Origin of the sequence: Massilia sp. UBA6681, assembly GCF_002454935.1 — a bacterium.
Lineage (GTDB): Bacteria > Pseudomonadota > Gammaproteobacteria > Burkholderiales > Burkholderiaceae_D > Telluria > Telluria varians.
This window is the reverse complement of sequence record NZ_DKJX01000120.1, coordinates 51,101-71,202: the sequence shown is the minus strand read 5'-3', so window position 1 is coordinate 71,202 and position 20,102 is coordinate 51,101. Positions and strand designations below refer to the sequence as shown.

The window sequence follows — 20,102 nt, the reverse complement described above, 5'->3', positions numbered from 1 at the left end:
ACAGCCGGCCGATCAGGTGGGCGACTGCACCCAGCGCTCGGGCTCATCCAGGCTACGCTGGTCGACCCGGACCGGCCAGCGGTCCTCGCCCTCGTTGGGGCTGCGTTGGCCCCAAATGTCGGCAATGCAGTCCCTCGATTGCATGCGGCTTCTCTTGGTATGCAGGTTGGAAACGAGCGCCCCGTGATTGAGAGGCATTAGCAATGAACGCCGGTAACGTGTGCCGGCTGCGACGCCAGGCGCGTAATCTGTTTGTGCAAATGTATCGAATCACGGCGCAGGCCGGCACACTGCTGCCGAGGTCTCGCGTTGCCAGCTTTTCTCATGGAGGACATATGGCTCACGAACGATTTCAAGAGTGCATCGATGCCTGCGACGCCTGCGCGACCGCATGCGACCAATGCGCAAGCGCCTGCCTGGGCGAGGACGATGTCAAGATGATGGCGCGTTGCATTGCACTGGACATGGACTGCGCCCAGATCTGCCGGCTCGCTTCCGGCTTCATGGCGCGCGGCAGCGAATTCGCCGCAGCCCTGTGCCGCCAGTGCGCTGACGTGTGCGCTGCCTGCGCCGACGAGTGCGCAAAGCACCAGATGGAGCATTGCCAGCAATGCGCCGCTGCGTGCCGCCGCTGCGCGGACGCCTGCCATGCGATGGCTTCCGCGTGAACGGGCGCGCAAGCTGCTGCGCTACGGCGGCCGCTCTACGGGAAAACCGCGCTTCTCATAGCCGCGCCTGGCGCCGGTGCCTGCCGAAGAAGTCGAGCATCATGCGGCTTGCATCCGGTCCTGCCTCTGCATTGAACTTCAGGGCCGGATCGCCGCCGCTCCAGGCGTGACCCAGGCCGGCGATGCGGACCACGCGCAGCAGCAGCTTGGAACCGGCCAGGTGGTCGTGGATTTCATGGGCATTGCGGCGGCCGCCCCGTCCCGCAGGTTTCTGCGCGATCCGTGTCGCCGGACCTGCCGGCAAACCGTTCAACTGGAGCCACTGGCGCGCCAGCTCGAACTGGTTGATCGGTCGCACCACCCGGTCTTCCTCGCCCTGGATCATCAGCGCCGGCATCGGCGGCATCGGCGCCTCCATGCCATCCGCGATACGGCGCTCCAGTACGGCGCGGATGGCCGCATCGGCCTGCAAGGGAGCGCCGTGGCGCATGACGTGCATGGCGCCGATCGGGCTGTGCCCGGCGCCGAAGACGGGACCGGAATGCAGGCCGACGGCGGCGAACAGCTCGGGATGGTTCAGGGCCAGCACGGCCGCCATGCCGGCGCCGGCGGACAGGCCGCAGGCATAGATGCGGCGGCGGTCGATCGGGTGCCGCGTGCACACCGCGTCGACCAGTGCGGCCAGCGCCATGGTGTCGCCGCCGCCCTGCTGGGTGTCGCGGTCATACCAGCGCCAGCAGCGCTGCCGCTGCGCCTGCCGTTCTTGCTGCGGGTAGAGCACGGCGAAGCCTTTTTCTTCCGCGAGGCGGTTCATGCGCGTGCCTTCTGCAAACTGGACGGCGCTCTGGTGGCAGCCGTGCAGCATCACGACCAATGGCCAGCCGTGCCGCGTCACGCTCTCGGGCACGTGGCGCGGCAGGTAGAGCCAGTAAGACATGGTTTGTGCGGACGCCTGTCCCGGCTGCGGCGGCAGGGGGAACTGTGCCTCCAGCCATCGGCCGGGCGCGCCGGCTTCAAGCGCACGATTCTCCCGCGGCGCGGGTCGGGAAGTGCTGCGTCTGGAAGCCGGCTTTTGCGGCGCCGGCGCGAACGCGCCCAGCAGCGTCGCGGCCAGCGATTGTTGCGCCTTGGCGGCGCGGCTCAGGCTGCGGAGCAGGCGCACCCCGGGGGCAAGTTTGACCATATTGCATCTGTAAGCTATGTTGCAGTGCAATATAACCGTCTCGGGGCGCGCGCTCCGTGCGCTGGCGTACGCGCAGGCTGGATCAGGGCGCGGCGAGGAAAGCCTTTACCTCGCCCTGGAAACGCTGCGGCTGGTCCCACATGATGAAGTGGGCGCTGTCCGGAATGCGTTTCAGGGTCAGGTTCTTCACCGGCGCATAGGCGCTCTTGTAGGCGAAGTCGAACTGCTCGGCCGGGATCGGCACGGTCTTCGGCTGCACGTAGAGCACGGTGACCGGCTTGGTAATCTTGTCCAGCTCCGGGATCAGGTTGGTCACGATCAGCTCGCGGTAGGCGCGGCTGCTGACGTCCAGGTCGCTGGCGGCCGAGTCGGAGATGGCGCCGGCGCGCATGGACTCGGTGTTGACCATGCCGACGATGGTGTCGCTGGTGTTCCTGGCGCGCTGCTCGGGGCTGGCGTTGCGGATGCTCGCCATCACCGCGTTCGCGACCGCCTCGACCTGCTCGGGCGGCGCGCCTGGACCGGCGAAGAAGTTGCCCAGGTAAGGGTACATGTCCACCACCATCAGGCGCGACAGCGCTTCCGGATGGCGCGCCGCCAGCATCATGCCCATGGTGCCGCCCATCGAATGCCCGATCACGGCCGGCTGCTTCAGGCCGGCCTCCTTGATGTAGCGCGCGATCTCGTCGGCCACCGGCGCCGCCACCTTGCCTTCGGTGTTGCCGCCCGCCGGCTGGCCGGCGAAGCCCGACACCTGCACCAGGTGGTAGCGGTAGCCCTTTACCGCGGCCACGGTCGAGGCCCAGGCGCGCGGCGAGGAGTTCAGACCGGGGATCAGGACCACGTCGGGGCCCGAACCCTCGGTGCGCACCGTGATGCGCGTCGATTCGAAGGGCGCGGCCAGGGCGCTGGCGAGCGGCAGGAAGGCGGCGAAGGCTGCCGCGGCCAGCAGGCTGCGGCGTGAAAGCGAGGTGCGACGCATGAGGATCCCCTTGTTGTTTTTAAATATTGGGAATCATCATAGCAGTACCCGCCAGGCATGGCGGGCCCCTGCGGCACATTATCTGAGTCGCATGAATCAGCCGTACTTCACCGAGCAGCCGTAGGGCTTGGTGACGGCCTGGCTCAGGGGCTTGCCGGCCAGGGATTCGTCGATCGCCTGCACCATGTAGTTGGTCGAGCTCTTGATGTCGGCCGGATTGGCGCTCGGCTTGCTGTCGATCGCGCCGGCGTACACCAGCTTGCCGCTCGGGTCGATCAGGTACATGTGCGGGGTGGTGCGCGCCCCGTAGGCCTTGCCGATGGCGCCGCCCGTGTCCATGATGGTGGCCGCGGGCATGGCCTTCTTCGCCTTGACCCAGTCGTTGATGGCGGCCGACTTCTTGGTGTGGTCGCCGTCGGCGCTGGTGCTGACCGACAGCCAGACCACGCCCTTGTCGGCGGCGTACTTCTGGACGGTGGGCATGTTGCCGCTGTCGTAGTGCTTCTTGACGAAGGGGCACTCCGGGTTGACCCATTCGAGCACCACGTACTTGCCCTTGTACTGGTCGAGCGAGACCGGCTTGCCGGCGGCGTCGACGCCCTTGAAGGCGGGCGCGGGCTGGCCGACCACGGCTTCGGCGAGGGCGCTGCCATTGAGAAGCAGGCCGGCGGCGAACAGCGAGAATGCGATGGTGCGCTTCATGAAATCCTCCTGGTGGTTGGTCTGGTTGGACTGCTTGAACTTCCGGTTACGGCGCGGCGAGGGCCTGCCTGACTTCCTCCACACTCGGCAGTTCCGACAACAGCGTCGGCTGCGGCGCGCCCTTGCGATAGAGCGCGTACACCGGCACGCCGCTGCGTCCGAGTTCCTTCAGCGCCTGCGTGATCGTTTCGTCGCGCCGGGTCCAGTCGGCGCGCAGGAGCAGCACCTCCTTCGCCTGGAAGTCCCGCATCAGTCCCGGGTCGGCGAGGGTGGTGCGCTTGTTGTACTGGCAGGTCACGCACCATGCCGCGGTGAAGTCGATGAAGACCGGCCGGCCCTGCTGGCGCGCCCGGGCCACCGCCTGCGGCGACCAGGCCTGCCAGCCGGCCGACGCTTCGGCCGTGGCCGCATTCGCCTGGCCATGCTGGAACGCCGGCCAGGCCCAGGCAGCCGCGCCCAGGAATGCCAGGGCGGCGGCACCGATGCCGGCAAAGCGCCCGGCATGGCTGCGCGCCGGGATGCCCAGCACCCACACGCCGAAGGCGGCGGCCACGATCAGGCCGAGGATGGCCACGACCGCGTCGACGCCGGCCTGCTGCCCGAGCACCCACAGCAGCCACACCACGGTGGCGAACATCGGGAAGGCCATGAAGGTCTTGAAGCGCAGCATCCACGGACCCGGGCGCGGCAGCACACGGGCCAGGCCGGGGAACAGGCTGGCGGCGAGATAGGGCGCGGCCATGCCGGCGCCCAGCGCGGCAAACACCGACAGCGCCTGCGGCGCGGGCTGGGCCAGGGCGGCGCCCAGGGCCGCCCCCATGAAGGGCGCGGTGCAGGGAGAAGCCACAGCCACCGCCAGCACGCCGGTGAGGAAGTCGTCCAGCACCGGGTTGCGCGCGCGCGCATTCAGGATGCGGCTCGGGAGCATGTGGCGGAACTCGAACAGGCCGGCCAGGTTGAAGCCGATCAGCGTGAACAGGATGGCCAGCGCCGCCACGAACAGCGGCGACTGCAGCTGGAAGCCCCAGCCCAGGCCCTCGCCGCTGGCGCGCAAGACCAGCAGCAGCGCGGCCAGCAGCAGGAAGGAAGCGACGACGCCCAGGGTGTAGGCGAAGCCGCCCGCCACGATGCGCTTGCGCTCGCCGCCATGCTGGGCGAAGCCGAGCACCTTCAGCGACAGCACCGGGAACACGCAGGGCATCAGGTTCAGGATGGCGCCGCCAAGGAAGGCGAAGGCGAGCACCACCAGCCAGGGACGCTCGGCGCCGCTGTCGACCGGCACGGATGCCGGTGGCGCGGCTGGCGCCGCCGCCGCCTCGGCCGCACCCGGTGTCGGCCAGGGTCCCGCGATCGCGAAGCTGATGGGGATGCCGGGCGCCTGGTGGCCCGCGGTGATCACCGCATCCATGGATGCCGGACTGTCGCTGCGCTGGCTCGACAAGGGCGCGCGCAGCACCAGTTCCCCGTCCTTCCACTCCTGCGCCAGCGGCGCCGGGTGGTCGATCACGCCGCCGTTGGCAGGAAACAGCTGCAAGGCTTGGCCGCGGTAGGCGGGCGGCAGCCCCCGGGCCTCGATCACCAGCGCATTGTTTTCGATCCTGGCAGCGGCTTGCAGGCCGGGCACCTCGCGCGGCGCGCTGTCGAAGGCGCGCTGGAACAGCGCGGCATGGGTGGACACAGGGCCGGGCGCGAGTACGGTGTCCAGTTCCGCGAATTCCGGGATGCATACCTCTTCGCAGATGAGGAAGTCGGCGCGCAGCTTCACCGGAACCGGGCCGCCCGCATAGCCGGGCGGCACCGTCAGGCGCACCGGCAGCAGCAGGTCGCCGTCGTAGCCGTAGTTCATCAGGGGACCGAGCGGCAGCTGCTTCGGTGTCGGCCAGGCGATGTCGCCGGCCGCGAATCCGGGCGGCAGGGTCCAGGCCGTGGTGGTGGGCAGGCCCGAGTCGCCCGGGTTGAGCCAGTAGGTATGCCAGCGCGGCTGGTGCTCGATGCGCAGGCCCAGCCAGACGTCAAGCCCCGGCTTGATGCCGCCTGGTGCGTGCACCAGCAGGCTGGCGCGCGCATGGCCGGTCTCGGCCGTGGAGGCGGCCTGCGCCCAGCCCCCATGGAAGGCGAGCACGGCGGCCACCAGGAAGGCAAGGAAAGCGGGCAGGAAAGCTGGACGCCGCATCTCAGCGTCCATGGGCGCTGGCGGGCAGGGCTGTGCAGGCAAGCAAGGCTGGCGTTCTGGCGTCCATCTTCTTATTCCCCGTTGGAAGAGCGCTGCATTTGGCGCCCGCGGCCGGACAGCAAGGCCAGCGGGACGACCAATATTAGCAGGAACCCAAGCCGAAGAATCAGCCGCAGGATGGCGACTTTGTTGCGAGTTTGTTTCCGGAATATGTATATCTAAGGCGCCAGCCGGTAGCGCTGCTCGCGGTACAGGAGGGACGGCAGCATCACGTGCGCCATCGCCCGGTCGACCTGGGCCCGGCTCGGCTTGCCCGCGTAGGGATCGAGCACGCCGCTGGCGGCATCGTAGCGGCCCAGCAGGGGCGCCTTGCCGGGGCGCAGGATGGTGGCCGAGGAGCCTTCCAGCCAGGTAAACAGGTTGTTGAACTGGATCAGGGCCCGTCCCGGCGAGCTGCTGTCGCGCACGAAGTCGCGGCCGATCATCGGGTGGGTGCTCGACACGCCCAGCAGCGACAGCAGGGTCGGCGCCAGGTCGACCTGGCTGGCAATGGTGGCGATCCGTTTCGGCTGGATGTCGGCGCCGAGGATCAGGCCCGGGATGTGGAATTTCTTGATCGGCACCAGGGCATTGCCGTAGACCCGGTTGTCGTGGTCGGCCACGATCAGGAATACGGTGTCCTTCCAGTAGTCCTGCTTCTTCGCTTCGCGGATGAACTTGCCGAGCGCATGGTCAGCGTATTTCACGGCATTGTTGACCGTCTGCTTGGTGGGTTCGTGCAGCGCGATCTTGCCGTCCGGGAATTCGAAGGGCTCGTGGTTGGACGAGGTGAAGATCAGGCTGAAGAAGGGTTTTCTCGAGGCATGCAGGCTGTTCAAGCGCTCCAGCGACTTGTCGAACAGGTCTTCGTCGGAGGCGCCCCAGCTGCCCACGAAGGACGGGCGCATTTCGCCGATGTCGACGATCTTCTGGAAACCGTTGCCGGTGAAGAAGCTGCGCATATTGTCGAAGTGCGCTTCGCCGCCGTAGACGAATTCGGTGTGGTAGCCCTGCTGGCCCAGGCCTGCCGCCAGCGTGTAGAAGTTCTGCTGGGCCAGCGACAGCTTGACCACGCTGCGCGCCGGCGTCGGCGCGTAGCCGGCCACCACCGCTTCGATGCCGCGCACCGAACGGGTGCCGGTGGCGTAGAGCTGCTCGAACCACCAGCCTTCGTGCTTGAGCTTTTCCAGCTCCGGCGTCACCGGAAGGCCGCCGAGCGACTGCACGAAGGTGGCGCCCAGGCTTTCTTCCAGCACGATGACCAGGTTCAGCGGGCGCTCGCGCTGGATTGCGGCCGGCTGGTGGTGCAGGGTGGGCAGCTGCGGGTTGTCGAAGCGCGCCCCGGCCAGCCAGGGCGCCGCGCGCACCTGCTCGAGCACCTTGGCGCGCGGCATGTCGCCGTAGATTTCCGAGGATACCGATTCCTTGCGCATCGAGCCGATGGCGTCGAACACCGACCAGGCCGAGTTGATGATCAGGGAATTGACCATCGAATCGCCGGTGAGGGCGAACAGGGCGGGATTGGCCGGGCGGTGCCCGGTGGTCGAGCGCACCTGCATGAAGACCGCGATGCAGAGCACGGGCCAGAGCAGCAGCAGCTTGCGCGAGGGCCACATGTTCATGCCCTTGGACGCGCGCTGCAGCAGCCGGTACAGGAGCACGGCCAGCACGACGGTCAGTCCGACGCCCAGCAGCAGGGCGGTGCGAAAGCCGTTCCACAAGGTGGCGAACACTTCGTGCGGATAGGCCAGGTATTCGATGAACAGGCGGTTCGGGCGGACGTCATACTGCATGATGAACTGCGGCGAGGACAGTTCCATGAAGACGATGAAGACCAGCGCGAAGGTGGCCCAGGCCACCGTGGCCGTGCGCCACAGGCGGGCCGAGAAGCGGTGCGCGAACAGGGGCGCCAGCAGCAGCGGGACCGCCAGGAAATAGCCGAGCAGGATAAGGTCGGCCCGGGCACCCTGCAGGAACAGCACGGCCGAGATGCCGGTCGCCTCCACCCGTTCCCACTGCCAGGCGGCCAGGGCCACGCGCGACAGGCTCAGGATGAGCAGTCCCAGCAGGAGCATCTGCAGCAGGCTGGCGTAGGGGCCGGCCCAGCGGGTGATTCGGGCCAGGCGCGCCGAGGGGGTCTTGTCCTGGGAGGTGCTGCTGGATGCTTTTGGAAACATGAAAACGCGTTGCGACGCCTGGTTGACGTGGAACACACATCGCCAGGCGATGCCCCCGTGGCGCGCCGCCTGGTGGGCAGCGCGACCGTGTATGTATATTATGCTCAGATCATAGTCGATGCTACGCGGCAACGGCTCAGTCCGGCGTTACTGGGGCGTTAAGAATGCGTTAAATGACGCGTACATACGACAGTGGGGGATGCCCGCCCTCGGGAGGGCGGGCAGGGGGGATGGCAGCGGGGAAGCTGCCGAAGCTCAGATGTGGCGTTCGCGCGCGTGCTTGTCGCACTCGGCGGCGCAACGCTCGCATGCGGCCTGGCAGTCGGCGCAGTGCTGGTGCATGGATGCGTGCTTGGCGCACTCCGCCGCGCAGGCGCGGCAAATGTGGGCGCACAGCGCGCAGAAGTCGCCGTGGTGGGGCGAGCCGCGCGACAGCACGTTCAGGGTGGCTGCGCAGATGTCGGCGCAGTCGAGGTTGATCAGCGCACAATTGTTCTGGCCTTCGCGGATGTCGGCCGCGGCGCATACCTGGCAGGCCCGCATGGCTTCTTCGCAGGCCTGGATGCACGACTGTACGTTTGCCATTTCGCTCATGATCGTCTCCTTTGCTGTGGTGGCTGGCCATCCTAGCGCAATGCGGCGCCGGCAAGCGCTTGATTCCGCCCGGCACTGATTAGCTCGATACCGGCGGCCTGCGTTGCGCCAGCGCCGGCAGGATGTCGTAGCAGGCGCCCATGGTGTGGTAGTCGACCTTGCCGGCCGGGCTCTTTTCGTCGGAGTATTTGCGGTTGTCGGCCGTGAGGATGCGGTACCAGGCGCCATGCTCGTGGTCGACGAAGTGCGCCCAGCAGTAGCGCCACAGGCGCTCGTAATCCACCCAGTAGCGTTCCGCGCCGGTGCGCGCGCCCAGCAGCGCCGCCGCGGCCAGGGTTTCGGCCTGCACCCAGAAATACTTGTCGGCGTCGCAGACGCTGCCATCCGGTGCGAAACCGTAGTGCAGGCCGCCGTGCCTGTTGTCCCAGGCGTAGTGAAGCGCCTTGGCGTACAGATCCTGGGCGGCGGGCAGCAGCCAGTCGCGCCCGCCCGCCAGCCGGGCGCCGAAGGCCTCGAGCTGCAGCAGCAGCTTGCTCCACTCTGTGAAGTGGCCGGGCTGGTAGCCCCAGGGCCGGAACAGGTTGGCCTTGTCGTGCAAGTTGAACTCCCAGTCCGGCTGCCAGTCGCGCGTGTAGTGTTCCCAGATCATGCCATTGGCGCGTCCGGCCTGGCGTTGCGTGATGTTGCGCGCCAGGAGTTCGGCGCGGTGCAGATAGGGCAGGTGATCGGTGGCGCGGAAGGCCGCCAGCAGGGCTTCGCAGGCATGCATGTTGGCGTTCTGGCCGCGGTAGGGATCGAGGCGCGCCCAGTCGGCGCTGGCCTGGTCGGCGTACAGGCCGTGTTCTTGCTCCCAGAAGCGCTCCTCCATCAGCGCGAAGGTCTCAAGGATCCAGCCGCGCGCCTCTTCGACGCCTGCCATCAGGGCGTGCGAATAGGCCAGCAGCACGAAGGCCAGGCCGTAGCAGTGGATATCGGCGTCCAGCACGCGCGCGCTGCCGTCCTCCCATTCCAGCTGCCAGGCATAGCCGCCAGTATCCGGATTGCGGTGTACGCGGCGCAGGAAGTCGACGCCGTGGCGCACCATCTGCCGGTAGTCCGGGTCCCGGAACTGGCGCCAGGCTTGCGCGAACACGAACACGAAGCGGGTGCTCGACACCAGGTGGCGCGAACGGCGGTCGTAGATGCTGCCGTCGTCGCGGAAGTAGTGGTAGAAGCCGCCGCCCGAGTCGACGCAGCGCGGGTAGTAGAACGACATCGTGTGGGCGACGTGCCGTTCGAGCACGGCGGGCGAGAAGAAGTCGGGCAGTTGTTCCATGGCGTCCTCGGTCTTTCCTAGTTGTCGTCGCTGCTCTCGCGCACGACCAGCTGGACGGGCAGGGTCCGGTCGGCATCGGGCGCAGGGTGTTTTTCCAGCAGCAGCTCGACGCCCAGCGCGCCGAGCGCTTCCTTGTCGATGGCGATGCTGCTGAGCGGCGGAATGGCGCTCGCCGCCGCCTGGATGTCGTCGAAGCCGACGATTGCCAGGTCGTGCGGGATCTTCAGGCCGCGCTCGAGGCAGTGCTGCATCGCCGCCAGCGCGGTGCTGTCGTTGTAGCAGAACAGGGCGTCGGGGCGCTTGGGCAGGGCCAGCAGCGCGTCCATCGCGCGCCGCACGTTGTCGCTTGGGTCGCCGACGCGCGGCAGCTGCACCTCCAGCTCCGGATCGGCCAGCATGCGCGCCTCGAACAGGGCCTTGCGAAAGCCGCGGCTGCGCTCGTGGATGCTGTGGTGGGCCAGCGAGCCGCACAGCATGGCGATGCGCCTGCGCCCGAGGGACAGCAGGTGGCGCGTGGCCAGGTAGCCGCCCAGCTGGTGGTCCGGGTTGACGCTGCGGTAGCCGGGCAGGCGCATGTCGAGCAGCACCAGCGGCTTGCCGGTCTCGCGCAGGGCGTCCAGCAGTTCGGCCTCGAAGAAGCCGGCGCACAAGAGGGCGTCCGGCTGGTGCACCCGCACCAGTTCCAGCACCGGTTCGGCCGGGCCGACCACCACGAAGGACAGGGCGATGCCGCGCCGGCGGCAGGCTTCCTCGGCGCCCTGCAGCACCGGCAGGTAGAAGGGGCTGCTGGACTGGGTGTCGTGCTGGCGGTGCAGCAGGAAGGCGACGCGGCGAAGTTCTCCCTGGCGCAGCTTGCCGAAGTCGTAGCCCAGCTCGCGCGCCACGGCGCGGATGCGGGCACGCGTCTTTTCCGTCAGGCCGTCCTGGTTCTTCAGGGCGCGCGAGACGGTGCCGATCGAGTAATTGGTCGCCTTCGCGATGTCGCGGATGGTGGCCGGCATGGTGCTAGTCTTCCTCCCGCAGCACGGCCGGTCGCGCCGGATCGCGCGAGAAGGAATAGGGCGCATCCTGTTCGCGGGTGCCGCGCGTGGTGTTCGGCCGGCTTGCCATGCTGAAGTCGAGCCTTGCGCCTTGCGTCAGTTCGGCGTGTCCGAGCCAGTTGCGGCCCACCGGCTTGCCGTTGACGCGCAGCGCGTCGACGTAGCGGCCGTCGCCGCGCGCGCGCACCGCCAGGGTCCGGCCGTTCTCCAGTTTCACCGTCGCCTTCGGGAACAGCGGCGTGCCGAGCACGTACTGGTTTACGCCAGGGGTCACCGGGTAGAAGCCGAGCGCCGAGAACACGTACCAGGCCGAGGTCTGGCCATTGTCCTCGTCGCCGCAGTAGCCGTCGGGTGTGGGCGCATACATGCGGTCCATGGTCTCGCGGATCCAGTGCTGGGCGCGCCAAGGCGCGCCGGCATGGTTGTACAGGTAGATCATGTGCTGGATCGGCTGGTTGCCGTGGGCGTACTGGCCCATGTTCGCGATCTGCATCTCGCGGATCTCGTGGATCACCGCCTTGTAGTAGCTCTCATCAAAGACCGGCGGCAGCGTGAACACGGTGTCGAGCTTGTCCACGAAGGCCCGGCGCCCGCCCATCAGCCGGATCAGGCCGTCGACGTCGTGGAACACGGACCAGGAATAATGCCAGCTGTTCCCCTCGGTGAAGGCGTCGCCCCACTTGAAAGGGTTGAAGGGCGACTGGAAGCTGCCATCCAGGTTCTTCCCGCGCATCAGGCCGGACTCGGGGTCGAACAGCTTCTTGTAGTTCATGCTGCGCCGGGCGTAGATGTCGATTTCCGAGGCCGGCTTGCCCAGCGCCTTGCCGAGCTGGTAGATGGTGAAGTCGTCGTAGGCGTATTCGAGCGTGCGCGCGGCGTTCTCGTCGATGCCGACGTCGTAGGGCACGTAACCCAGCTCGTTATAGTACTTGACGCCCTTGCGTCCGACCGCCGACATCGGCCCTTCGTTGTTGGCGCCGTGCTCCAGTGCTTGCCACAGGGTCTCGATGTCCTGGCCGCGCACACCCTTGATGTACGCGTCCGCCACCACCGAGGCCGAGTTATTGCCGATCATGATGTCGGCGTAGCCGGGACTGGACCACTCGGGCAGCCAGCCGCCTTCCTTGAAGGCGTTGGCCAGGCCCTCCTGCATCTCGCGGTTGATCGACGGGTAGACCAGGTTCAGGAAAGGGTAGAGGGCGCGGAAGGTGTCCCAGAAGCCGGTGCCGGCGAACAGGCGGCCGGGCAGCACCTCGCCGTTGTAGGGGCTCCAGTGCACCGGCTTGCCGGCGGCGTCGAGCTCGTACATCTTGTTCGGGAACAGCACGGTACGGTACAGGCTCGAATAGAAGGTACGGGTCTGGTCGACCGTGCCGCCTTCCACCGACAGCCTGCCCAGCACCTCGTTCCAGCGGGCCCTGGCCCTGGCTCGCGTGGTGTCGAAGTCGTCCTTGCCGAGTTCGCGCCGCAGATTCAGTTCGGCCTGTTCGACGCTGATGAAGGAGGACGCGACCCGCATGTGGACCTTCTGGCCCCTGGTGGTGGCGAAGCCGAGCAGGGCGCCGCTGTGCAGGCCCTCGTTTTCCAGCTTGCCTTCCTCGAGTTTCTCGCCCTGCCAGGTATCGGTGCTGGTGAAAGCCTGGTCGAACTCGATCACGAAGTAGTTGCGGAAGTTCTTAGGCAGCGGGCCGCGCCGGTGCAGGGTGCTGTAGCCGATCACGCGGCGCTGCTCCGGCAGGATCTTGACCCAGGAGCCCTTCTCGAAGGCGTCGACCACCACGTAGCTGGCGCTGGACGCGGGGAAGGTGAAGCGGAACTGGGCGGCGCGCTCGGTCGGCGTGATCTCGGTGGTGACGTCGGCGTCGGCCAGGTAGACGCTGTAGTAATAGGGCTTCGCGACCTCCGCCTTGTGCGAGAACCAGCTGGCGCGGGCGTCCTGGTCGAAGCGCTTGGACCCGGTCACCGGCATGATGGCGAACTGGCCGTAGTCGTTCATCCAGGGCGAGGGCTGGTGGGTCTGCTTGAAGCCGCGGATCTTGTCGGCGTCGTAGGTGTAGGCCCAGCCATTGCCCATCTTGCCGGTCTGCGGGGTCCAGAGATTCATGCCCCAGGGGACCGCGATCGCCGGGTAGGTATTCCCGTTCGAGAGTTCCGGCTTGCTCAGGGTGCCCATCAGCGGGTTGACCCATTCGACCGGGTCGCTCACCTTGCCGACGGTCTGGGCGTGGGCGGCGCCCGCCGCCGCCAGGAGCAGTGCTGCCGCAATGCGTATCATGGCTGGTAGGCGGTCTGGGTGTAGGGACGGGCAGCGCGTTCCTTGCCCCACTCCTTGTTCGGCGTTGCCTGCATCGTGAATACCAGCTCTCCGCCGGCGCCGATGTCTTCGTGTTTTAGGTAACTGCGGGCCAGCGGCTTGCCGTTCAGGGTGACGCGGCCGACGTAGCGGTTCGCTTCGCTCAGGCCTTCGGCGCGTACCGTGAAGCGCTTCCCGTTCGGCAGGTTCAACTGCGCCCGTTCCAGGAACGGCCGGCCGATCACGTACTCGTTGCTTCCCGGCGCCACCGGATAGAAGCCGAGCGCCGTGAAGGCGAACCAGGCCGACATCTGGCCCAGGTCGTCGTTGCCCGACAGGCCGTCCGGGCGCTTGTGGTACTGGGTCGCCATGATGTGGCCCAGGCGTTCCTGGGTGCGCCAGGGCGCGCCGGCGAAGTTGTACAGGTAGGCCACGTGGTGCGAGGGCTCGTTGCCGTGAGCGTAGTGGCCGATCAAGCCAGCGATGTCCTCCATGTGGGCGTAGACGTTGTCTTCCACCTTGGCGTCGAAGACCTGGTCGATCTTCGCCACCATGGCGGCGTCGCCGCCCAGCATGGCGATCAGGCCGGCATTATCGTGCGGCATGTACCAGGAATACTGCCAGGCGCTGCCCTCGGTGTAGTCGCTGCCGTAGTTCGACTGCACCGGGTTGAAGGGCGTGCGGAATTCGCCGGTCGACTTGCGGGCGCGGATGAAACCGGTCTCGCGGTCGAACACATTGCGGTAGTTCTGGGCACGCTTGTAGTAACTGGCCGCGATGTCCTTCTTGCCCATCTTCTCGGCCATGCGCGCGATGGTCCAGTCGTCGAACGCGTATTCAACGGTCTTGGAGGCCGCTTCCGGCTCGCGGTCGATCGGCACGTAGCCCAGCTTCATGTAGTGTTCCAGTCCGCCGTAGGGACCGTATTCGGCGCTGGCCGTCATCGCGGCCAGCGCCTTGTCCGCATCGAAGCCGCGGATGCCCTTCATGTAGGCGTCGGCGATCACCGGCACCGCGTGGTAGCCGATCATGCACCAGGTCTCCAGGCCGTGGAAGGACCACACCGGCAGGATGCCGTAGGGGCTGTGCTCGCGGGCGGCGATCAGGGAATTCACGAAGTCGGCGTTGCGCTTTTCCGGCGCCACCAGGGTGAGCAGGGGATGCAGGGCGCGGTAGGTGTCCCACAGCGAGAAGGTCGAGTGGAAGTTGAAGCCCTTGGCCTGGTGCACTGCGTTGTCCGGCCCGCGGTAGCGGCCGTCGCGGTCCATGAACAGCGAGGGCGCCAGCATGCTATGGTACAGGGCCGTGTAGAACATGGTGCGCATCGGCTCCGGCGCCTCGGCCTTCACGGAAGACAGCGCCTCGTTCCAGGCGTTGGAGGCCGCAAGGCCCTGGGCGTCGAAGTCCCAGCCAGGCATCTCGTCCAGGTTGGCCAGTGCGTTGTCTTCGCTGACCGGCGACAGCGCCACTTTCACCAGGAGAGTGCCATCCGGCGGCGCGCCGAATTCCAGCTCCGCCATCAGGGCCTTGCCCTCGACCAGCACCTTGTCCGCCGGCGTCTTGCCCGGCGGGGCGAAGCCGCGGTACTCGATGGCTTCCTCGCGGTTGTGCAGCTGGCGCGCGCTCATCGGGCGCGAGAACTTCACCGCGAAGTAGAGCTGGCGCCCCGGCGCCCAGCCGCGCGTCTCGCGCATGCCGGTGAGGGTAGTGGCATCAACCACGCGCAGGCGCGACCACAGGTTCTTGCTGCCGTAGTCGTAGATGCTCGAGCGCAGGTCGAGGATCACCTTGGCCGTGGCGTCCTTCCTGAAGCGGTAGCGGTGCAGGCCGACCCGTTCGCTGGCGGTCAGCTCGACGTCCACCTCGTTGTCCTGCAGGCGCACCGCGTAGTAGCCGGGCTCCGCCCGTTCCTGTTCGTGCGAGAAACGCGAGCGGTAGCCGGAGAAGGGACGCTCGGGGTAGCCCGGCTCCAGCTTGGTCTCGCCGCTGGTGGGCATCAGGAGCACGTCGCCCAGGTCGGAGTGGCCACTGCCGGAGAAGTGGGTGTGCGAGAAGCCGAGGATCGAATTGTCCTCGTAGCGGTAGCCGGCGGCCCAGGGATAGCTCTGGCGGAAGTGGCGCACCTGGGTGTCGGGGCTGAGCTGCACCATGCCGAAGGGGCGGGTGGCGCCGGGGAAGGTGTGGCCGTCGCCGCCGGTGCCGATGAAGACGTTCACTGCTGCGGCCGGGGTGCCCGGGGCCGCGGCCTGGGCCGGCACGGCGGCGGATGCCAGGGCGGCCAGAAGGACCAGGGTGGAGTGGGAGAGGGCGGCGCGGGTCGAACGGACGGTCATGGAGTCTCCAACGGTGGCGGCAAACGCTTTCTTGTCTCGCATGTATATGCCGAGTTTGCTTTTTGAGCAATAAAGCGATGGTAACCCAGCCCTTGTTTAGTTCGTTTACTAAACATCTTCCGAAACTGGACCGCCTGGAGTGTCTGCTACACTCGCGTGTTCATCAAACCAGCTTGGTCCACCCGATTGACCCCGACTCCAGCCCCTGAAGGCCTGCCGCCCGTCCTCGCCGGCCCTATCCTGCGTCGCCTCGAACCGGGCCGCCTGGTGCTGTGGCTGGTCGGCAGCGCGCCGCTCGACCTGACCCTGGTGCTGGCGCACAGCGCAGAAGCGCCCCGGCGCCTGCCCCTGGACACGGGCTGTTGTCGCGTGATCCGTGTCGGCTGCCACGCCTGCGTGCACCTGATCGACGTGACACTCACCGAGCCGCTGCCGCTGGACACGATCATCGAATACGACTTGCTCGTCACGCAGGACGATGGCGAGGAGGCCGGCATCGCCCGATGGGCGCCGCACCTGCTGCATGCCGGCGCGACACGGCCGAACCTCGTGCTGCGCAGCCGCAGCGACAATATCCTGTTCGGTTCCTGCCGCAAGCCGCACCATCCCGCGCGCGACGGCCTGGCGCGCGCCGACGCCTTGCTGGCCGATCATGTCGAGCAGGCCGAGGAGCGGCCCGCCGTGCTGATTCTGTGCGGAGACCAGGTGTATGCCGACGACGTGGCCGGCCCGATGCTGGCGGCGATCCACGCGCTGATCCGGCGCCTGGGCCTGTATGCCGAATGCCTGCAAGGCGCGGTGGTCGCCGACAGCGAGGCGCTGTACCGCCATCCGGCCAGCTACTACCGGCGCGAAGAGCTGCTCCCTGCGGTCAAATCCAACGACGCGCTGCGCGACCGCTTCTTCGGCGGCAGCGAAAAGCCGATCTTCACCACGGCCAATGCGCACAACCACCTGGTCACCCTGTCCGAGGTAATGGCCATGTACCTGCTGGTCTGGTCGCCGGTGCCATGGCAGCTGGTGGCGGATGCCGCTCCGCCCGCATTGGAACCCAGGCATGCGCAGCGCTGGCAGCGCGAGTCGCAGGCGCTGGCGGGCTTTCGCGGCGACCTGCCGCGCGCCGTCCGGCTGCTGGCGCACGTCCAGACCCTGATGATCTTCGACGACCACGACATCACCGACGACTGGAACCTGTCGGCCAAGTGGGAAACCTCCGCCTACGAGCACCCGTTCTCGCGCCGCATCGTGGGCAATGCGCTGGTGGCCTACATGCTGTGCCAGGGCTGGGGCAACCGTCCCGAGGTCTTCGGGGCGGCGCTGGACGACCTGGCGGGGCTGATCGACACGGCGGCTGGCGACGACCGCTTCGACGCCCCAAGGCAGGACGCGCTGATCGACCGTTTGCTGGCTTTCCGCAAGTGGGATTTCGTGCTGCGGACCCGGCCCACGATCATCGTGCTCGATACCCGCACCCGGCGCTGGCGCAACCGGGGCCGGCCCGGCCATCCGTCGGGCCTGATGGATTGGGAATCGCTCACCGAGCTGCAGCACGAGCTGCTGGACGAAACGGCCGCCGTCATCGTCTCGCCGACGCCCATGTTCGGGGTCAAGCTGATCGAGGTGGTGCAACGGCTTGCCACCTTTCTGGGTGCGGCCCTGACGGTCGATGCCGAGAACTGGATGGCGCATCGCGGCGCGGCCGGCAGCATGCTGAATATCTTCAGCCATTCGCGCACCCCGGGCAATTATGTGGTCCTGTCGGGCGACGTGCACTATTCGTTCGCCTACGATGTGGAGGTGCGCGAGGCGCGCGACTCGGACCGGGCGCCGCATGTCTGGCAGATCACCAGCAGCGGCATCAAGAACGAATTCCCGCGCCGCCTGCTGGACTGGCTCGATCGCCTGAATCGCTGGCTGTACTCGCCGCGCTCGCCGCTGAACTGGTTCACCCAGCGCCGCGATCTCGTGTTCACGCCGCACCTGCCCGACCAGCGCCAGGAGGGCCAGCGCGTCTGGAATGGCGCCGGCATCGGCCAGGTGTGGCTCGACGCGCAAGGCCGGCCGCTGCGCATCATGCAGCACAACGCCGATGGCCGGCCGTCGACCCGCTTCCTGGCGCCGGAGGGGGGATCGTCCCCTGCGGTGGCGGCCGAGTAGCCCGCAGGGAAGCGCTGACTTACTCGCGCAGCGCCTGGGCCGGCCGGATCTGCATCGCCGCCAGCGCATGGCGCGCGGTCGATCCGGTCGCGACCAGCGCCGCCACCACCAGGGCCGCGGTCAGGGTCCAGGCGCCGATCGGCGCCTGCTCGGTGAAGCCGGCCAGGTAGCGCTGCACCGCCACGAAGGCGATCGGCAGGCCGAACAGGGCGCCGATCCCGATCAGCACCACGAACTCGCGCGCCACCAGGCGGCCGATGGCGGCGTGGCCGGCGCCGTAGAGCTTCCTCAGGACGATCTCGCGCGCCTTGCGCTGCACGCTGTAGGCGGCCAGCACGTAGATGCCGAACGCAGCGATCGCGGTGGCGATCACGCTCGATGCCGCCAGCAGCTTGGCCATGCGCAGGTCGTCCGCATAGCTGAGCGCAAACATGGACGACACGCGCTGCACTTCCAGCACGTCGTTCGGGAAGTAGCGCGGCCACAGTTCCTCGATGGCGCGCTGCACGGCCTGCTGGTCCGGACCGGTTCGTACGGTAAACACGCCGGTGCGATCGCCCGGGAAGTAGACCGTGGGCTGCATCTCCTCGCGCGCCGAGCGGTGCCGGATGTCGGGCGCAACCCCGATGACCTGCATCCTGTCCGCGCCGATCGGGCTGATGATGAACTTGCCGACCGCATCCTGGGCGCTGGCGAAGCCGAACTTGCGGACGGCGGCCTCGTTGATGACGATCTTGTCCTCGTCCTCGACCTTGTCGCGCGCCGGATCGTACAGCCTTCCGGCAACCGGCTTGAGTCCGTGCACGTCGAAGAAATCGGGGCTGACCTGCCTGTTATTGATCTCGATCGGGCTGCCGCCGTCGCGTTGCAGGGATGTGCTGTTGAAGTTCACGGTCACCGCCGACTCGCTCGCCCCGACAGCGGTCACGCCCGGGATGCGCGCCAGGGTGTCGCGGAAGGCGCGCACATTGGCATTGCGCATGTCGTCGGAGGTGGCCACGAGCAGCAGCGGCGCCGCATCGAAGCCGGGGTCGAGCGTGCTGGCATAGCGCGTCTGCCAGGCCACGGCCAGGGTCAGGCTGGTCAGGCCCATGGCGGTGGCGAACTGCAGCACCGTGAGGACCCGGCGCAGGCGCAGGCCGCCCACGGTCTCGCTGTTGCCGCGGCCGGCCAGCGCCGCGGTCGGGCGCACCTTGATGGCCGACCAGGCTGGATAGGCGCCGGCCAGCAGGCCCACCAGCATGCCCAGCAGCAGGCTCAGGCCAAGCGAGAGTGGGGTGAACATATGGTCGAGCTTGCGCTGAACCAGGTCGGAGAACACCGGCAGCAGCAGCCAGGCCAGCAGCAGTCCGATTGCAGTGGCGATCAGGCACACCAGCACCGATTCGGCCAGGAAGTGGCGGCTCACCGTACCCGTACCGGCGCCGAGTACCTTGCGCACCGCGATCTCGCGCTGGCGGCGCACGGTGCGCACGGTGGCCAGGTTGACGTAGTTGGTGGCGGCCAGCACCAGGATCAGCGCTCCCACCGCGCCCAGGCCGAAAATGGTCTTCCGGTCGCCATGCGTGGGCGAGGATTCCTTGATCAGCGGGTCGAGGTAGGCTTCGCTCAGGGGCCCGAGGCGGAAATCGATCAGGTCGCGGCCGTTCAGGGACGCTATCTGCTCGGGACTCATGCGCTTGATGAAGTTCGAAGACAGCATGGCGCGCCGCAGCGAATCGAGCACGGTTTGCTTGTCCGCTCCCGGCAGCAGTTTGACGTACACGCCGCCGTGCGAGGAGCCCCAGTTGGTGGTAACCAGCTGCCGGTACTCGTCCTTCCAGATCGAGGTACGGCTGCCGGCCAGCGAAGCGTAGGGAAGGGTGGTGGCGGCCGGCTGGTCTTCCAGCAGGGCCGTGATACGGTAGGGTAGTCCGCCCACCTGCACGGTCTTGCCGACCACGTCGATGGTGCCGAACAGCTTGGTGGCGGTCTCGCGCGTCAGCGCCAGCGTATCCGGCCGGGCAAGGGTGACGGCCAGGTCGCCGGCCAGCACGGTCGGCTGGAAGATCTGGCGGAAATCGGGATCGACCACGGTCAGGCTGATGGTCTGAACCGGGCTGTGGCCGTTCACCACCGAGCGCACGTCGATGCTGCGTTCGATAAAGGCGCTGGCCAGTACCGGTGCGCCGCTCGCGATAACGGCGTCGCGTGCCGGCAGGCTGCTGGAGTCGTTCCAGTTGCCGCTGGAGTTCGAGGTATTCCATTTCTGCATGAGGCGGTAGACCTGTTCCCGCTGCGGCACGTGGCGGTCATAGGACAGCGAATGGGCCACGTAGCCGAGCAGCAGGAAGCAGGCGGCGAAGCCGACAGCCAGGCCCAGCACCACCACGGCCGAGTAGCCGGATTCCTTGACCAGCAGGCGCCAGCCGATGCGGAAATCACGTAAGACGCGCAGGTTCATTCT

Annotated in this window: 14 protein-coding genes; 2 read left to right on the top strand and 12 right to left on the bottom strand. The window is 67.6% G+C overall.

Annotated features, from left to right (window positions below):
* Positions 1–12: 12 nt before the first annotated feature.
* Positions 13–144 carry a hypothetical protein gene (locus tag B2R83_RS22210; protein ID WP_292045083.1) on the bottom strand — a complete coding sequence of 44 codons (132 nt, stop codon included), beginning with the start codon at positions 142–144 and terminating at the stop codon, positions 13–15.
* 191 nt (positions 145–335) lie between these two features.
* Here B2R83_RS22210 and B2R83_RS22205 point away from each other — a divergent pair, with 191 nt between their 5' ends.
* Positions 336–668, top strand: a complete 333-nt coding sequence (locus tag B2R83_RS22205) for a four-helix bundle copper-binding protein (RefSeq protein ID WP_292045237.1) — start codon at positions 336–338, stop codon at positions 666–668.
* A gap of 55 nt (positions 669–723) precedes the next feature.
* Here the strand turns inward: B2R83_RS22205 and B2R83_RS22200 are convergent, their stop codons facing one another.
* From B2R83_RS22200 to B2R83_RS22155, 10 genes are all read right to left on the bottom strand, one after another.
* A complete protein-coding gene (locus B2R83_RS22200; protein ID WP_292045081.1) occupies positions 724–1,851 on the bottom strand; it encodes an alpha/beta hydrolase family esterase in 1,128 nt (375 codons plus the stop codon).
* An 82-nt stretch (positions 1,852–1,933) separates the two neighbouring features.
* On the bottom strand, positions 1,934–2,833 hold the full coding sequence (locus B2R83_RS22195) for an alpha/beta fold hydrolase (RefSeq protein WP_292045078.1): 900 nt from the start codon (positions 2,831–2,833) through the stop codon (positions 1,934–1,936).
* Positions 2,834–2,929: 96 nt separating this feature from the next.
* Positions 2,930–3,535, bottom strand: coding sequence for a redoxin domain-containing protein (locus B2R83_RS22190; protein ID WP_292045076.1), 606 nt, complete (start codon positions 3,533–3,535; stop codon positions 2,930–2,932).
* Positions 3,536–3,581: 46 nt separating this feature from the next.
* On the bottom strand, positions 3,582–5,708 hold the full coding sequence (locus B2R83_RS22185) for a protein-disulfide reductase DsbD family protein (protein WP_292045074.1): 2,127 nt from the start codon (positions 5,706–5,708) through the stop codon (positions 3,582–3,584).
* Between the two features lie 218 nt (positions 5,709–5,926).
* Positions 5,927–7,924, bottom strand: a complete 1,998-nt coding sequence (locus B2R83_RS22180; RefSeq protein ID WP_292045072.1) for an LTA synthase family protein — start codon at positions 7,922–7,924, stop codon at positions 5,927–5,929.
* Between the two features lie 255 nt (positions 7,925–8,179).
* Positions 8,180–8,518: a four-helix bundle copper-binding protein gene (locus tag B2R83_RS22175; protein WP_292045070.1), complete on the bottom strand. Its 339-nt coding sequence runs from the start codon at positions 8,516–8,518 to the stop codon at positions 8,180–8,182.
* Between the two features lie 79 nt (positions 8,519–8,597).
* On the bottom strand, positions 8,598–9,833 hold the full coding sequence (locus B2R83_RS22170) for an AGE family epimerase/isomerase (protein WP_414674462.1): 1,236 nt from the start codon (positions 9,831–9,833) through the stop codon (positions 8,598–8,600).
* Between the two features lie 17 nt (positions 9,834–9,850).
* Complete coding sequence (locus B2R83_RS22165) at positions 9,851–10,834, bottom strand: LacI family DNA-binding transcriptional regulator (RefSeq protein ID WP_292045068.1); 984 nt, start codon at positions 10,832–10,834, stop codon at positions 9,851–9,853.
* Between the two features lie 4 nt (positions 10,835–10,838).
* A complete protein-coding gene (locus tag B2R83_RS22160) occupies positions 10,839–13,148 on the bottom strand; it encodes a GH92 family glycosyl hydrolase (protein ID WP_292045067.1) in 2,310 nt (769 codons plus the stop codon).
* Entirely contained in the window at positions 13,145–15,499 is a 2,355-nt protein-coding gene (locus B2R83_RS22155; protein WP_292045065.1) for a GH92 family glycosyl hydrolase, read from the bottom strand. The genes B2R83_RS22160 and B2R83_RS22155 overlap by 4 nt, the downstream gene beginning before the upstream one ends.
* 186 nt (positions 15,500–15,685) lie before the next feature.
* Here B2R83_RS22155 and B2R83_RS22150 point away from each other — a divergent pair, with 186 nt between their 5' ends.
* Entirely contained in the window at positions 15,686–17,656 is a 1,971-nt protein-coding gene (locus B2R83_RS22150; RefSeq protein ID WP_292045063.1) for an alkaline phosphatase family protein, read from the top strand.
* A gap of 19 nt (positions 17,657–17,675) precedes the next feature.
* On the opposite strand, the gene B2R83_RS22145 is transcribed toward B2R83_RS22150, so the two are convergent.
* Positions 17,676–20,099 (bottom strand): ABC transporter permease, encoded by a 2,424-nt coding sequence (locus B2R83_RS22145; RefSeq protein ID WP_292045062.1) that lies wholly within the window; start codon positions 20,097–20,099, stop codon positions 17,676–17,678.
* Between the last annotated feature and the right edge of the window lie 3 nt (positions 20,100–20,102).

Coding starts and splice junctions, on each gene's coding strand:
- B2R83_RS22180 (WP_292045072.1), bottom strand. CDS start 7,924: ATGTTTCCAAAAGCATCCAGCAGCACCTCCCAGGACAAGACCCCCTCG.
- B2R83_RS22185 (WP_292045074.1), bottom strand. CDS start 5,708: ATGCGGCGTCCAGCTTTCCTGCCCGCTTTCCTTGCCTTCCTGGTGGCC.
- B2R83_RS22145 (WP_292045062.1), bottom strand. CDS start 20,099: ATGAACCTGCGCGTCTTACGTGATTTCCGCATCGGCTGGCGCCTGCTG.
- B2R83_RS22190 (WP_292045076.1), bottom strand. CDS start 3,535: ATGAAGCGCACCATCGCATTCTCGCTGTTCGCCGCCGGCCTGCTTCTC.
- B2R83_RS22160 (WP_292045067.1), bottom strand. CDS start 13,148: ATGATACGCATTGCGGCAGCACTGCTCCTGGCGGCGGCGGGCGCCGCC.
- B2R83_RS22200 (WP_292045081.1), bottom strand. CDS start 1,851: ATGGTCAAACTTGCCCCCGGGGTGCGCCTGCTCCGCAGCCTGAGCCGC.
- B2R83_RS22170 (WP_414674462.1), bottom strand. CDS start 9,833: ATGGAACAACTGCCCGACTTCTTCTCGCCCGCCGTGCTCGAACGGCAC.
- B2R83_RS22175 (WP_292045070.1), bottom strand. CDS start 8,518: ATGAGCGAAATGGCAAACGTACAGTCGTGCATCCAGGCCTGCGAAGAA.
- B2R83_RS22165 (WP_292045068.1), bottom strand. CDS start 10,834: ATGCCGGCCACCATCCGCGACATCGCGAAGGCGACCAATTACTCGATC.
- B2R83_RS22155 (WP_292045065.1), bottom strand. CDS start 15,499: ATGACCGTCCGTTCGACCCGCGCCGCCCTCTCCCACTCCACCCTGGTC.
- B2R83_RS22205 (WP_292045237.1), top strand. CDS start 336: ATGGCTCACGAACGATTTCAAGAGTGCATCGATGCCTGCGACGCCTGC.
- B2R83_RS22195 (WP_292045078.1), bottom strand. CDS start 2,833: ATGCGTCGCACCTCGCTTTCACGCCGCAGCCTGCTGGCCGCGGCAGCC.
- B2R83_RS22210 (WP_292045083.1), bottom strand. CDS start 144: ATGCAATCGAGGGACTGCATTGCCGACATTTGGGGCCAACGCAGCCCC.